Annotated in this window: 16 protein-coding genes; 12 read left to right on the top strand and 4 right to left on the bottom strand. The window is 63.2% G+C overall.

The window, feature by feature from the left end:
* The first annotated feature begins 118 nt into the window (after positions 1-118).
* A complete protein-coding gene (locus I2456_RS22900) occupies positions 119-1258 on the top strand; it encodes a thiolase family protein (protein WP_085075414.1) in 1140 nt (379 codons plus the stop codon).
* Position 1259: 1 nt separating this feature from the next.
* Positions 1260-2141, top strand: a complete 882-nt coding sequence (locus I2456_RS22895) for an ArgK/MeaB family GTPase (RefSeq protein ID WP_085075387.1) — start codon at positions 1260-1262, stop codon at positions 2139-2141.
* A gap of 26 nt (positions 2142-2167) precedes the next feature.
* Here I2456_RS22895 and I2456_RS22890 read toward each other — a convergent pair whose 3' ends face one another.
* The 3 genes from I2456_RS22890 to I2456_RS22880 are packed head-to-tail and all read right to left on the bottom strand — an operon-like array spanning position 2168 to position 5195.
* Entirely contained in the window at positions 2168-3271 is a 1104-nt protein-coding gene (locus I2456_RS22890; protein WP_085075386.1) for an NAD(P)H-dependent amine dehydrogenase family protein, read from the bottom strand.
* Between the two features lie 46 nt (positions 3272-3317).
* Positions 3318-4391 (bottom strand): NAD(P)H-dependent amine dehydrogenase family protein, encoded by a 1074-nt coding sequence (locus I2456_RS22885; protein WP_085075385.1) that lies wholly within the window; start codon positions 4389-4391, stop codon positions 3318-3320.
* A 15-nt stretch (positions 4392-4406) separates the two neighbouring features.
* Positions 4407-5195, bottom strand: coding sequence for an SDR family NAD(P)-dependent oxidoreductase (locus I2456_RS22880; RefSeq protein ID WP_085075384.1), 789 nt, complete (start codon positions 5193-5195; stop codon positions 4407-4409).
* Between the two features lie 309 nt (positions 5196-5504).
* Here I2456_RS22880 and I2456_RS22875 point away from each other — a divergent pair, with 309 nt between their 5' ends.
* Together I2456_RS22875 and I2456_RS22870 are read left to right on the top strand one after the other, a co-directional pair.
* The gene (locus tag I2456_RS22875) at positions 5505-6110 is read left to right on the top strand and encodes a TetR/AcrR family transcriptional regulator (protein WP_139823311.1); all 606 of its coding nucleotides are present in this window, start codon (positions 5505-5507) and stop codon (positions 6108-6110) included.
* 256 nt (positions 6111-6366) lie between these two features.
* A complete protein-coding gene (locus tag I2456_RS22870; protein ID WP_371869967.1) occupies positions 6367-6957 on the top strand; it encodes a hypothetical protein in 591 nt (196 codons plus the stop codon).
* Positions 6958-6962: 5 nt separating this feature from the next.
* On the opposite strand, the gene I2456_RS22865 is transcribed toward I2456_RS22870, so the two are convergent.
* Positions 6963-7784 (bottom strand): mycofactocin-coupled SDR family oxidoreductase, encoded by an 822-nt coding sequence (locus I2456_RS22865; RefSeq protein ID WP_068158917.1) that lies wholly within the window; start codon positions 7782-7784, stop codon positions 6963-6965.
* Between the two features lie 432 nt (positions 7785-8216).
* On the opposite strand from I2456_RS22865, the gene I2456_RS22860 reads away from it, so the two are divergent.
* From I2456_RS22860 to I2456_RS22830, 8 genes are all read left to right on the top strand, one after another.
* A complete protein-coding gene (locus tag I2456_RS22860) occupies positions 8217-9743 on the top strand; it encodes a nitric oxide reductase activation protein NorD (protein WP_085075411.1) in 1527 nt (508 codons plus the stop codon).
* Entirely contained in the window at positions 9740-10525 is a 786-nt protein-coding gene (locus tag I2456_RS22855) for a CbbQ/NirQ/NorQ/GpvN family protein (RefSeq protein WP_085075383.1), read from the top strand. The genes I2456_RS22860 and I2456_RS22855 overlap by 4 nt, the downstream gene beginning before the upstream one ends.
* Before the next feature lie 14 nt (positions 10526-10539).
* Positions 10540-10668 (top strand): hypothetical protein, encoded by a 129-nt coding sequence (locus I2456_RS28950; RefSeq protein ID WP_255322713.1) that lies wholly within the window; start codon positions 10540-10542, stop codon positions 10666-10668.
* The gene (locus I2456_RS22850; RefSeq protein ID WP_371869949.1) at positions 10665-11372 is read left to right on the top strand and encodes a hypothetical protein; all 708 of its coding nucleotides are present in this window, start codon (positions 10665-10667) and stop codon (positions 11370-11372) included. The genes I2456_RS28950 and I2456_RS22850 overlap by 4 nt, the downstream gene beginning before the upstream one ends.
* A gap of 19 nt (positions 11373-11391) precedes the next feature.
* A complete protein-coding gene (locus tag I2456_RS22845; RefSeq protein WP_085075381.1) occupies positions 11392-11820 on the top strand; it encodes a hypothetical protein in 429 nt (142 codons plus the stop codon).
* Positions 11817-12890: an NAD(P)H-dependent amine dehydrogenase family protein gene (locus I2456_RS22840; protein WP_241007793.1), complete on the top strand. Its 1074-nt coding sequence runs from the start codon at positions 11817-11819 to the stop codon at positions 12888-12890. Before I2456_RS22845 ends, I2456_RS22840 begins: the two co-directional genes overlap by 4 nt.
* Positions 12891-12989: 99 nt before the next feature.
* On the top strand, positions 12990-13334 hold the full coding sequence (locus tag I2456_RS22835) for a hypothetical protein (RefSeq protein ID WP_241008025.1): 345 nt from the start codon (positions 12990-12992) through the stop codon (positions 13332-13334).
* Positions 13335-13367: 33 nt separating this feature from the next.
* The gene (locus I2456_RS22830; protein ID WP_085075379.1) at positions 13368-14600 is read left to right on the top strand and encodes a cytochrome P450; all 1233 of its coding nucleotides are present in this window, start codon (positions 13368-13370) and stop codon (positions 14598-14600) included.
* Positions 14601-14788 lie beyond the last annotated feature (188 nt).

Below are 14788 nucleotides of genomic sequence, written 5' to 3'. Positions count from 1 at the left end.
GTCTAGGAAGCCGCCGCCACCGGCTGTCCTTGCAACTCGTACTCTCTACCTGAGAGAATAGTGTTCTCATGTCTGCGCGGATGGCTCTCGGGCCCCGCACACCGAAGTGGAGATACCCGTGCCTGAAGCCGTGATCGTGTCCGCCCTGCGCACCCCCATCGGGACCGCCCGGAAAGGGACGTTGCGCGACACCAGCGCATTTGATTTGGCGCACCATCTGGTGAGTGAAGCCGCGACAGACCTCGACGCCGATTCGGTCGACGATGTGATCCTGGGCGAAGGCATGTACGGCGGCGGAGTGGTGGCCCGCCACGCGGCTATCACCGCAGGCCTGAACCAGGTACCCGGGCTGGCCAACAATCGGCACTGTGCGGCGGGACAGGCGGCGGTGCAGAGCGCGGCGGCCAGCATCCGGGCGGGGATGGACGAACTCGTCATCGCCGGCGGGGTGAACTCGGCGTCCACCTCACCGCGGTCGAAGATGAACGTCGACGGCGAGTGGGTCGACTGGTTCCCCCCGACGCACCCCGACCGGCCCGACGCCCCGAATATGGACATGTCCATCACCGTGGGCTGGAACGCCGCGGTCAAAGCCGGTGTCAGCCGGGAGGAAATGGACGCATGGGCGCTGCGTTCGCATCAACATGCGATCGCCGCGATCGACGAAGGCCGCTTCAAGGAAGAGATCGTTCCCATTGAGACGCCGCACGGTGTGTTCGCGGTGGACGAGCATCCACGCCGCGACACCAGCATGGAGAAACTGGCCGCGCTCAAGCCGTTGCATCCGGAGATAGAAGGCTTTTCCATCACCGCGGGCAACGCCTGTGGCGCCAACGACGGGGCAGCGGTGCTGACCATCGCCAGCGACAGGCTGGGCCTGCCGGCATTGGCGACCGTGCGTTCATGGGCATCCGTGGGCGTCGACCCGGCGCTGACCGGCTTGGCGCCCGTCGATGCCATCCCGAAAGCCCTGAAGCGAGCGGGCCTTTCGATCACCGACGTCGACCTGTTCGAGATCAACGAGGCGTTCGCCTCGATGTGCGTGGCCACCATCAAATTGCTCGAGCTGGATCCCGACCGGGTCAATGTCAGCGGCAGCGGTTGCTCGCTGGGGCACCCGGTCGCGGCGACCGGCGCCCGGATGCTGGTGACGCTGGTGCATGAACTGCGCCGCCGCGGTGGAGGAGTCGGTGTCGCCGCGATGTGCGCGGGTGGCGGCATGGGCTCCGCGACGGTCATCGAGGTCCCGGCCCCGTGACATGACCATCGCCGACCTCATTGCCGGCGCGCGCAACGGGTCGCAGCGGGCAGCGGGTCGGCTGCTCAGCCTGGTCGAAGGCGAGCGCCGCGACGAGGTGCTGGCCGTCATCGGTGCCGATGGGGTTATGGCGGCACGCGTGCTTGGGATCACCGGACCGCCGGGTGCCGGCAAGTCGACGACGGTCGCCGCGTTGGTCGGCGCCTACCGGGAGCGGGCATGCCGGGTGGCGGTGCTGGCGGTGGATCCCTCGTCGCCGTTCAGCGGCGGCGCGATCCTCGGTGACCGCATCCGAATGACCGCCCACATCAACGACCCCGACGTGTTGATCCGGTCGGTGGCCAGCCGTGGACATCTCGGCGGGCTCGCCGCTGCGGTGCCGGCGGCAATCCGACTTCTCGGCGCCATCGGATACGACTTGGTCCTGCTGGAAACCGTCGGCGTCGGACAATCCGAAATCGAGATCGCCGCGGTGGCAGACCCGACAATCGTCATCCTGAACCCCGGTGCCGGTGATGCCGTGCAGGCCGCCAAGGCAGGGTTGCTGGAAGTCGCCGACATCGTTGCGGTCAACAAGGCCGACCGCGACGGTGCCGAACAGACGGTGCGGGACTTGCGCGCCGAGACCGCGGCTCCGATCGTCAGCCTGATCGCCGCGCGCGGCGAGGGTGTGACCGAGTTGGTCGCCGCCGTAGACGCGCATCACCGCACCGACAACCGCGCCCGCCGGCTCGCCCGCGCCCGGGCGCAGATCCTGTCGCTGGCCCACACCCAGCTACGTGCCCGCACCGACCTGGATCGGTTGGCCGAGGCGGTGGTAGACGGCCAGGAGAACCCCTATACGGCCGCCGAGCGGCTGCTGTCCCCTCCGTCGGGGGATTGAGTGTTGTCCGGCACAGCAGCGCGACCTTATTGGCGTACGACGCCGCGCAGGGAGACCAGCCCCAACTCCTTGTGAGTGAGGAAACCCGGTGGTGCGTCGCAAACGGCGGGAATGGCGTTGGCGGGACCCATAGCGGTCCAGGTGTAGCCGGGCTTCTTGTAATTGCCGTCTGGATCGGGCGGCGCTTGCAAGATCAGTTCGGTGGGTTCGTCGCCCTCGATCACGATCCGATAGTGATAGTGCCCGCCCCAATCCGGTTGCGGCTCAATCGCATCGTAAGAGTCCATGGTGTACATCTCGTGGAAGGTTATGAAAGGTTTGCCGTCCACCCACGTCGTCCACTTGTGATGCTGCGAGGCGACGGTGCCCTTGCTGATCACACCTTTGAACCCGGGCATGTCGCTGGTGGGCCCGCCTTCGAACGGAATGTCACGGATGGCTGTGCCCAACTCGACGTCCGTGGTGTACTTGTCGACAGTCTTGCCCAGCCCGTCGACCACCATGGCCATCGACTGCGCGAACAGGGGCCAGGCGTTACCGAGCAGGTTCGGACCGGCCAGGAATTCTTCTGGGTCACTTCCCATTCCCATCTCGTGCAGATACTTCAAGGTGTCCTTGCCGAAGTTCACCACCTCGTATATCTGGATGGTGTCGATCCGGCTGACGATGCGCGCCAGGGTCAGCACCAGCAGGTCACCGGCGAACCCGGGATTGACACCGCCGGCGTGAAACGAGGTACCGCCCTCATGGCAGGCGGCGTCGATCTTGTCGATGTCGGCTCTGCTGTGTTCGGTCCGATACCACCAGGCGCCACCCGACGCGACGACGTTCTTGCCGCCGCGCAGCAGACGACAGACCTCATCAGGGTCAGACCAAAGTGGTGCGTAGAACACACAATCGGCGTCGAGTGCCTCGATGGCCGCCTTGTCGTTGGTGGCCAGGACACCGATCGGCGCAACCCCGGCCAGTTCACCGGCATCCTTGCCCACCTTCTCCGGACGATTACAAAGGACGCCGACCACCTCGTAGGCGGGATTGTGGGCGAAATGACGCAGGGCAATCGTTCCGACATTGCCGATGCCCCACTGGATAACGCGGTACTTCTTGTCGGCTACGGCATTGCCAGTCATTGGGTCCTCCTACGGTACTTCGACGACACCGTCACTGCGTAGCGGTTCACCACATCAATCCGCGGATGACGGCTGCCTGCGGGATGTCCTCCACGGCGAGCAATCCTGCTGGCGCACGGCAGATCCAATCGATGGCATTGACCACTCGCGCAGCGGTGGACATGCATCCCGCTTCGGTCACGTCGAACGCCGGGTGGCAGACGTGCGTGTTGATCTCGACGCGGGGGTCACCTTCCACGACGACGCGATGCACACCGGGCTGGTTGTCCGGCGGATACTCCCAGTCTGGGGCGGCGGCGGCGGTGAGCCGATTGATGTGTTCCATCGTGATCACCGGCGCACCGTCACGCACACCTTCGACGGCGAACCGTGCCGCGGCCATCTGTCCGGGCTCTACCGTCGCCATCTTGCACTCGATGCGTTCGTCGGTGTACCACGGTTCGGTGCGTTGACGAATTTCGTCGAGTTCGATGCCAAGTTGCTCAGCCAGGTTGCGTATCGGGCCGCCCCACATGGTTGTGATGACGCCGGGCAAGAAGAGCATTGGTGTATCGGCGTCCGGTGTCATGCCGAAACCCATTGACTTGCCGGTGAATTCGTAGTCGTCATAATTGCCGTAGTCGAAGATCTCTTGAACGGTGATCGACGTTGCGCGGGTAACCAGACTCAGCGCGGAGTGCACTTCGGTGTCACCGGAGTATCCGGGATCGATCCCGTTGACGTAGAGGGAGGCGTTGCCTGCCGCACAGGCTTGCTCCAGCGGTACCCGCAGCCAATCCTCTGCCTGCCGGGGGGTCACCAGCCACACCATCGACGTTGCGGCGATGTTGATTCCGGCGGCAAGGAATCTCGACATCTGCCCGATGGTTTCCACCGGGCGCGTCTCGCCTTGTGCGGTGTAGACCACGCAGTCGGGCTCGAGCGCGATCAGTGTGTCGATGTCATCGGTGGCGATGATGCCGGTCGGTGTGCTCAGTCCGCACAGTTCGGCGGCGTCCCGACCGATCTTCTCTCGGCTTGCCGCGTGGACACCCACCAACTCCAGATCCGGCCGGCCGATGATTGCTCGCAGGGAGTGCTGCCCAACGTTTCCGGTGGAGAACTGCACGACTCGACGCATGGCTAGTCCACCGGCTCAGTAGTCGGGAATCGGCAGTGGTGAATTATTCGAGTCGATGCCACCGTCGACGTGGAATGTCGCGTTGGTCGCGTAACAGTCGCGCGTGGACAGGTATACGCAGAGGCGTCCGAGGTCTTCGACGTCACCGAGCCGATGCAAAGGAGTGGCTTCCTTCATCTTCTCCAGCGATCCCGGCATCAAGTCCAAGCTGCTTTGCAAGCCGTCAGTGGCGAAGGATCCGAGAGCAATCGCATTGACGCGAATCTTCGGCGCCAACTCCTGTGCCATGGCGCGGGTCAGCGCTTCCAACCCGCCCTTGGCCACGCAATAGGCGGTGAGCGCGCGAATGCCGAACCTGGCGGACCCCGACGATATGTTGATGATCGAGCCGTGTCCGGCGCTGAGCATGTGCGGCGCCACCAACTGGCCCATGATGAATGCCGACGTGACGCACCAGTCGAAGGTGTGTCGGAAATCTTCGTCGGTGATGTCGAGAAACCGTGCATACGTTGATCCGCCGACGTTGTTGACCAGAATGTCGATGCGGGCGAAGCGCTCCATCGTGGTCTCCACTACGCGGGTGCTGTCCGCACGACTCATCGCGTCGGCGACCAGGGCCAGGCCGTTGCCCCCGGCTTTCTCTATGTCGGCGATCGTGCCCACGACGTCGGATTCGGTGCGGGCCGTACCGACGACCGTTGCGCCGGCCTCTCCCAGCACTCTCGCGATGCCCTGACCGACGCCTTTTCCCGCGCCGGTGACGATCGCGACCTGGCCATCCAGCCGGAACTGTTCGAGTGCCATGCCACCCCAATCAGAAAGGGACTTGCGTCACGACGTCTTATCTAACGTCTGTTACTGACTCGCGTCAATATATGGGTGCGGGCGGCCTGCGCAACGCCCTCGTTTATCAGGCGGTACAGTGTCAAAGCGCCGCTCACCTGAAGGTTGGCACCGCCAATAATTGAGTCAAGTCAGCCGGATATGATCTCGGCACGACGCGACCGGCGCACTCGTCGCGTCGGAAGGAAAGATCAGCTTGGCGCACACTACAGTCGAATAAGCCACACTCCTGGCATTTGTGCTCATGACGAACAAGGAACTGACCTGACTATGGCGGAGAACCTGACTACGCGTGAGAGCAAGCGCTTACAGACCCGGGAGCGGTTGATGGGTGCGGCTATTGCCGAATTCAAGCGATCGGGTATCACCGAGGCGGATGTAGGCGCGATCGTCAATGCGGCGGGGGTTGCGCACGGCACGTTTTTCTTCCATTTCCCGACCAAGCAACATGTGCTGCTGGAGCTGGAGCGACGCGAGGAGGAGCGCATCGCAAAGCAAATAAGCCGATTCCTGGAATCCCAACCCGATCTCGCCGAAACGCTTCAAGAAGCAGTTCGTCTGGTGCTGGGGCTGGAGCGCCGCCTGGGTGACGTGCTCTTCAAAGACTTTTTGGCCCTGCACTTTTCGCAGACCCGACCACCAACCGAAGACGGTCGGGATCATCCGCTGATTGTGGCTGTGGCCGAGGGGATCGAGCGCGGTCAGCGGCGCGGTGACATCGATTCCCAGGTCAATCCGATGAACAGTGCGGTGTTCTTTCTGCTGGGCCTGTATGCCCTGCTGATCACCACCAACGCATGGCCTACCCGCGACGCGATGCTCGACGACTATGTGACCAGGACACTGCGCGGTATGGAGGCTTCGGGTCGCAAGTAGCCAGGAAGTGACTGACCCGGATTGGTAGCAGCAGCAACCTAGCGACGCATCGCTTCACTGACTATAGTCAGCACGACGGAGCCGATCTCGGTTCCGTGATTCAACTTCCGACGTGGTCGAAAAGTTGCCGATTGGGGGCAGTTTGAACTTGCCAACGTTGAAGCGCCACACTGGCAGCGAGTCCGGGTTCGACGAGCAGATCGAGGAATCGCAACTCGCTCAGCGCCGTGCTGACAGGTGGTTGATTGCCGGCAGCATGCTCATCGGTACGGCGGCACTGGGCGTCCTGGGCCTGCCGTTGTTCCTGCGCGGAGTTTGGTTGCTGCGCAGGGCTCACCACAAGGGTCTGTCGGTCCGGCCGATGCTTGTCACCCTGTTGGGCTATCTGGTCATCATCGACGCCGCGATCAACACCGTGGGCTGGGCACTGGATATGGTCGCGAATCACACCATCCTCGCCCGGGTGTTGCTCAACGGTTGGGGCGCCATGTTCGACGCCGGCTACTTCTGGCACTACAACGAGCTTTGGATCGGCGGCGCCGCCGGACCCGGCGAAAAGGGCTGGGAAATAGGGCTCATCCTGACTGTGTTCACCATGCGAATCGCCGCGGCGATCGGGTTTCTGCAGATGAAGCGGTGGGGTCACCAGTGGATGGTCATCACCTGCTGGATGGGCGTGGTGATCTGGATCGGCTACGTGTTCAACATGACGATGTTCGCCGATGTGCGCTTCGCGGGCGTGGTGTTTCCGGTCGTCGGCTGGTGGCTTTACGACATCTTCTACATCACCCCCTTTCTCGCCATTCCCTACCTGCACACGGTCAACCGAGAAGTCTTCTCCGACTGAGGCGATCAGAATTGCGCCATGCCGCCGTCAACAGGAAGCAGTGCGGCGGTTATGAACCGCGACTCATCGCATGCCAGCCAGCACACGGCCTCCGCGACGTCTTCGGGATAGACGACCCACTGCGGCAGGAACGGGGTGACCATTCCATTGAGCGTGGGGTTGGTCTCGATGGCCGCAGCCATCGCGTTGACCATGGTTCCGCCACCCATTTCGGTCAGTACGGGCCCCGGGTGCACACTGTTGACCCGAATGTGGTGGGGTCCCAACTCGGCGGCGAAAGCACGGGCCATGCCCGTCACCGCGTGCTTGCTTGCGGTGTAGTGCACCATGTAAGGCTGCATTTTGAGGCCGGCCATGGAACTGATCAAGATGACCGAACCGCCACGTCCGCCGTCGATCATGTGCGGCACACCGGCCATGACCGTGTTCCAGGTGCCCACGACATTGGTATCGATGACGTCGCGAAACGACTTCTCGCTGATGGTGTGCCACGGTTCGGGGATACAGATTCCGGCGTTGGCGACGATGACATCCAATCGACCGAGCTCGCCCACGGCAGCGCCTACCGCCGCGGCAAGCTCATCGAGATGGCGAATGTCGGATACCGCCGCCACCGTGCGACGACCTAGCGCCCGGACGAGGCGCGCTGTCTCGGCCAAGTCGTCGCGCGTGGCGGGTTCATAGGGGACCCGATCCGGAAGCGGCCCGGCCAGATCGACGGCGATGATGTCAGCGCCTTCGCTTGCCAGCCGGACGGCGTGGGCGCGACCCTGGCCGCGCGCTGCTCCCGTAACAAGGGCGACCCGGCCCGACAAACGTTCAGTCACGTTGATGACTCTACTCATTGACCAAGGTCGGATTACACACCGGACGGTACCGCGTCTTCCGCTGTATAGGGGTATGACAACGGACAATTACCGGTGAACGCAGCCGGCGGGCGCAGCCTTCATTGACTTTAGTCAGTAGGTAAGTTACAAAAGAGCACACCATGTCACCAATGGTCGAGCCTTCCGTGCGGCAAGAGCGTCGGGTGGTGCCTCGCAAGCGCCTGCTGACCGCAGCGACAGCCCAACCGCAACGCTGCGACAGGTACGAGACAAGGAGGTCCAGTGATGCTCTGGCTCTGGGAGATTGGCCGGTATGTCGCCGCATGGGGCGGTACGTGCCTCATCATCGCCTTCTGGTACTGGATGTTCTCCAACATCGGAACGTTCTAGACGAGGGACGTGCAGGCCGCGCTACGGCGCCGGGGAATCACGTTGGCTGAGCTGTCAGACACGTCGCCGTTGCTGCTTGAACGCAGCTGCGCCTTGACGGCGGTCGCGTTGAGTGGTCGCCATCGGCAAGGTGCGCGTCTGATCACGGGTCTCCAGCGCGGTTTTGGCTTGAGTGCGAGCCTTTCGATCGTGCTTGTTCCGTATCCCGCGCCGCACTATTGGACGCGTCGCACTCTGACATGCGGTGTGGCGCTGCAGTGCTCACCGTCCAAAGACCGCCTTGCCCAATACCGCTTGACGGAACTGTCACCTCGCGAGCTTTGCGCACTGACCCTCGTCGAAGCCGGCGTGGCCCTGGGCTGGGTAACCCGGGAGTGGCCCGGTCTGTTGCCGGAGATGCACCGGGTACTGCCCGACTTGGCTACCGCCGACCCAGACATGGATGCCACGTCAATGCTCGACCGGGCAATCGAATTGGCCCGGACACCGGAAACGTTGCTACCGCATCCGCTACTGGGTAGCCTGCCGTCGGCATTTTCGGTGCCTCGCGGACTGATCAGCACCATTCGCCGTTTCGGCAGGATGCCCTGGACCAGCACACAGCAGCGCCGCCCCCGGCCGTACTCCGTGCCCGTCGGCGGAGACGGTGGCGTGCGCAATCCCAACCTGCCGCCGCCGAGCAGACCTGAAGACAACGATTCGGACTTCACCCCCAACCGTCGGCAAGGGGTTCCCTACCCAGAATGGAACCAGTGGACCAACAGCTTCCTGCCCGACCATGTGGCGGTCGTGGAACACCGGCGACAGCGGCACAGCCCCGAGTCTCGAGTCAGCTCAACACCGTTGCAGAAATGGTTCGAAGAGCACACCCATCGGGCCATGGTCGGTCCTCTCGAAGACGGCTCCGAGCTGGACGTCGACTCCTACGTCAGCCATCACCTCGACGTGTTGACCGGTGCGGCGAAAGAACCGCGCGTCTTCCGGGCACTACTACCGAGCGGGCGTGATGTGACGACGGCGCTGCTGCTGGATGCCAGTTCATCGCTGGGGGTACACGGTGGCCGGATCTTCCGCCTGGAATTGGCTTGCGCCGATGCGCTGTCGCGCGCGATGACACAGGCACGGGAACGACACGGGATTTTCACGTTCACCGGAAACACCCGCCACCACGTCGAGGTGCACTGTCTGAAGGACTTCGACGACCGGCGCTTCGTTGCCCCCGGCGAGCTGGGCCTGGCGACGGGCGGCTACACGAGGCTGGGTGCGCCGGTGCGCCATCTGACGAGCCGCCTGCTGCGGCAGCCATCAGAGCGCCGATTGCTCCTGGTGATCGGTGATGGCTTGATGTCGGATGAGGGCTACGAAGGCCGTTACGCGTGGGCCGACGTAGCGCACGCCGTCGAAGAAGCCAACGAGGCGGGTGTTTCGGTGTACTACCTCGGTGTAGGCCCGACCCGGGTCGACCCGCTGCCCGAGGTCTTCGGGCCGCGCCGCTCCCAACGGATTCGACGCGTCGAGGAGCTTCCGCGTGTCCTCGCGCACGTGCACCGGGAACTGGTTGCCGCATGACGACCGACCTTTACATCGCCAACGGCAACGAAGTTCAGCTGTTCGAGCACGCCTACCACCGACGCATTCCGGTGATGCTCACCGGGCCCACAGGGTGCGGCAAGACTCGGCTCGTCGAACACATTGGTTTGCTTCTGGAACGACCCGTCATCACGATCAGCTGTCATGACGACCTGACCAGCTCGGACCTGGTCGGACGGTTCATGGTGACCGGCGGCGACGTGGTATGGACAGACGGTCCGCTGACCAAAGCGGTCAAAACCGGGGCGATCTGCTATCTGGACGAGGTCGTGGAGGCACGTCATGACTCACTGGCGATCCTGCACTCGTTGACCGACCACCGGCGAGTTCTCTACCTGGATCGCGCGGGAGAGGTTGTCACAGCGCCTGATTCGTTCATGCTGGTATGTTCCTACAACCCGGCATATCGAAGCTCACTCAAGGAGCTCAAGCCCTCGTTCCGGCAGCGGTTCGCCACCCTACCGATGCAGTATTTGCCACCCGAGCGGGAGGCTCAGGTGGTCGTGAGCGAAGCAGGCGTCGATGCAACGGTTGCTTCCCGCCTTGTCCAGTGCGCCAACGCAATCCGCACCGCCGATGACGTGTTCCACTTCGAGCCGCCCTCGACACGGGCGCTCGTCACAGCCGCGCAGCTGATCGCGGCGGGGGCATCCGAAATGGAGGCAGCCGAAGCCTGCATCCTTGCGCCCCTGACATCCGACGGTGCGGTCCACGACGGGCTTCGTGAGGTAGCGGCCGCGAGCCTGCTCGCCACTCAGTAGGAAGGGATCGAGACATGGACCAACAGGAACGCAAACGCAAGCGAGCGCTCATCGTCTTTCAGATCTTCATTTACGGCTACCTGCTGACGATGTTCCTGGTGCAGCTCTACATGTCATTTGCCCGAGGTTGGTGGGACCTGTGAATGTGCCGTTGCTGCACCGACGTTCCGAAGGCGGCTCGGTCGGCCTCGACGAGCACCACGACGAATCCCGCGGTGCCCAGCGTCGCGCCGACAAGTGGATGATCACTGGCGCCGCCTTGATGGGCATGTGGGCGCCCGGGATCATCGGATTCCCGGTTTTCATGCGCGGTGTGTGGTTACAGCGTCAGGCCCTGCGCGCCGGCCTGTCGGTGCGGCCCATGATCGTGACGCTGATCGGTTATCTGGTGTTGGTCGACGGGATGCTCAACAGTCTGGGCTGGGCACTAGACCTGGTCGCCAATCACACGCTGATCAACCGGGTGTTGATGATCGGCTGGGGCAACATGTTCGACGCCGGCTACTTCTGGCATTACAACGAGCTGTGGGTCGGCGGCGCCGCCGGTCCCGGTGAGAAGGCTTATGTGGCAGGGCTGATCCTCACGGTGTTCTCCATGCGGGTCGCCGCGGCGATCGGGTTCCTGCAGATGAAGCGGTGGGGTCATCAGTGGATGGTCATCACCTGTTGGATGGGGACGGTCATCTGGACCGCATACGTGTTCAACATGACGATGTACGCCGACGTGCGCTACGCCGGCGTCGTGTTTCCGGTCGTCGGCTGGTGGCTCTACGACATCTTCTACATCACGCCCTTCCTGGCTATCCCGTATCTGCACACAGTCAATCGCGAAATCTTCTCGGACTGAACGCCATAGGAGCACAACTGTGACCACTGCATCGACCACAGCAGAACACGGGCCGGCCGACGAGCTGCCGCCCGGTACGACGGCGTATTACGCGCGCATGCACAAGTGGATCAAGCGCGCCGTGCTGGTGTGCCTGGTCGCGCTGGTCATCGAAGGCGCCTTCACGCTGCCCTTCATGGCGATCTACTACGGCTACCCGACCCTGAGCCTCACCGAGATCTGTAGCGAACTATTGAAGGTCCGCTACTCCAATGACACGTTGGAATGCCAAGTCCCGTATCCCATGTTCGGTCCCCCTGAGGGTGCGGCCGGCAAAGCCACGGCGCAAGACGTGTGGGGGATTCAGCCGACGCCCAAATATCACCGACTGGGCTTCCGTGAGCTGGTCAGAATCCACGACCAGCGGCTCGCCCGCCAGGCGGCGCAACAACACGGCGCGCACCCTTGACGCGCAAACCGCTGCGCGTAATCCAGTGGACGACCGGCAACGTCGGCAAGAGTTCGGTACGCGCGATCGTCACCAATTCCACCCTGGAACTCGTCGGCTGTTACGCATGGTCGAAACAGAAGGTCGGTCGTGACGTAGGCGAGTTGTGCGGGATGGCGCCGCTGGGCGTGACGGCCACCGACGACGTCGGCGCGTTACTTGCACTCAAGCCGGACTGCGTGGTCTACAACCCGATGTTCCCCAGTGTCGACGAGCTGGTACGCATCCTCACCGCAGGCGTCAACGTGGTGGCGACTGCCGGATTCATCACCGGCCACTTCTTGGGGGACGGTCGCGATCGCATCGCGCAGGCATGCGATCGGGGCGGCTCGACGATCTTCGGCAGCGGCATCAACCCGGGTTTCATCCAGCTTTTCGCCATCGTGTCAGCAGGGCTTTCCGATCGAGTCGACAAGGTGTCGGTGATGGAGTCCGTCGATACGACGATCTACAACTCGCCGGCCACCGAAATCCCCATGGGCTTCGGGTATCCCATCGACCACCCGGACCTCCCCGCGATAACGCGGCAGGGCTCCGGCATTTTCGGTGACGGCGTCTTACTGATTGCCCAGGCTCTCGGCGTAGAGCTGGAAGAGGTCCGCTGCGAGGCAGAGTACGCCAGGACCACGGTGGATCTGCAATTGCCAGGGGACTGGACAATCGCGAAAAATTGCGTCGCCGGCATCGATGTCCGGTGGAAGGGAATTCTATACGGCCGGGAAGTGATCGAAATCCGCGGACGCTGGCGCAAAGGCCAAACACTGAAACCGGATTGGGATCTCGACATGGGCTACACCGTTGAGGTGCAAGGTAGCCCGACGATCAAGACGACGCTGAGTTTCGCCCCGCCGCCAGACTTTGCGGGTGAAACGTTGGATGACTACATCAGTCTCGGTCTCACGATCACTGCCATGCCCGCAATCACGGCGATCCCTGCCGTCGTCTCAGCGCCACCGGGCATCGCCACCTACAACGACCTACCGCTGCTGCTTCCGCGTGGAGTGCTGCGACCAACTTCGCACCGGAGGTAGCCGGCATTGAACGAGAGGTCGCAGCCACCGCAGGGACCGCCACAGCTTCACCACGTCGTATTCGCGGTCGAACCGCAGCGGCACACCACCGTGGCCGAGATGTTCACCCGACTCGGGTTCGCCTTCGAGAGCCTGGAATTGACCGAAATGGGATTGCGGGTGCACCTCGATTGGCACCGGGGTATCGAGTTGATCAGTCCGCTCCCGGGATCAACCGCTGCGGTGGCCGCGTCGGTGCAGGAATTCCTCGCCAATCACGGCGACGGGGTTTACACCGTGGTGATCCGGGTGCCCCAGGCGTCGGATGCGCACGCTGTGGCCGGGCAGTACGGCGCGACTGTGCGTTTCCAGCAGCACTTCGAAGGGGACGGATCTCACCTCGAGGAGATCGACCTATCGGTGATGAACCTGGCGCTGACCCTACTGGACACCAACCTGCCCTGACGCAACGACTGTCCTGGGCCGATGAGGAACGCGATGACCGTCTATTCCGAACCGAGCGTCTTCGACGCCGACCTCCCCACACTGACCTATGGCATCGCTGAAACACCGGCGGAGGTCTACCCCCGAATACAACAGGCCCGGGAACAGGCACCGCTTGCTCTGGGGCCGTTGGGGCCAGAGGTGCTCGGCTACGAACTGGCCCGGGCGATGCTTCGCGACCCTCGATTTGTGATCCCGCCAGGGATCCACCTGACAGCTCACGGCGTGACCTCGGGTCCGTTGTGGGACAGGGTGATTCGCAGCATTCTGTGCATGGAAGGAGATGAGCACCGTCGGCTGCGCGGATTGGTGTCCCAAGCTTTCACGCCGCGATCGACCGCGCGACTTCATGACACGATTGCCGCGGTCGTCAATGAAATCGTCGAGCGTGTCACCGACAAAGGGCGGTGCGACATTGTGCGTGATATCGCCCGGCCCTATCCGATTCCGATCATCTGCGCGCTTTTCGGTGCACCCCGCGAAGACTGGGAGCGGTTCTCGGCTTGGGCTGAAGACATCTTCAAGATCGTCAGCTTCGATGTCGATCTCACCAAGGAACAGGACGTCGTTCTGCGGGCGTGGGACGAGTTCGACAGCTACATCGATGACATGATCCGGCAACGGCGCAGCCGACTGACCGACGACTTGCTCTCTGAGCTCATTCGGGCCGAGGACCATGGCGACCGGCTGAACGTGGGGGAAGTGCGCATGCTGGCCTTCAGCATTCTGACGGCCGGCACGGACACCACTCGCAACCAACTGGCCGCCTCCATGTACATCATGTGCGAGCATCCGCAGCAGTGGGCGCTGCTGCGCGACAACCCCGACTTGGCCATGCGCGCCGTCGAGGAGAGCATGCGTCATTCACCCGCGGTCTGTAGCACGCTTCGCACCGTTACCAACGACGTCACCCTCGGCGACTACACCTTCCCGGCGGGAACGTTCATTCTGGTCAATACCTTTGCAGCCAATCGTGATCCGGCAATATATCCCGATCCCGGGCGATTCGACATCACCCGAGACGACCCGCCCGCGATCTTGAGCTTCGGCGGCGGCGCGCACTACTGCCTGGGGGCGAATCTGGCCCGGCTCGAGTTGGCCGATGCCCTGGCAATACTCGCCCGCCGGATGCCCGACGCGCGACGCGTGGGGCCCGCACCGTGGAAACCGATGCTCGGTATGAGCGGACCGACTAGCCTTCCGATTCAGTTCACCGCGGGTAGGTGATCGGCGGCATCACCCACCGAGGATGGGCAGTCAGCATCCGTCGATCGGGGGACAGGCGAATCATCCGCATTAGTGGCCGTCAGCCGACAGACACCGGGGCTCATCGCGGCACTGGTGCCCCCTGATGACCATCACCACGGTGGCGGTGCGTCTGTTCGGGGCGGTGTTGTGTTCTCCGCTGGCTCGTG

The organism is Mycobacterium kubicae, assembly GCF_015689175.1.
In the GTDB taxonomy this organism is placed as follows: Bacteria; Actinomycetota; Actinomycetes; order Mycobacteriales; family Mycobacteriaceae; genus Mycobacterium; species Mycobacterium kubicae.
Note: the sequence above shows the minus strand (reverse complement) of the source record. Positions and strands in the feature narration are given on the sequence as shown.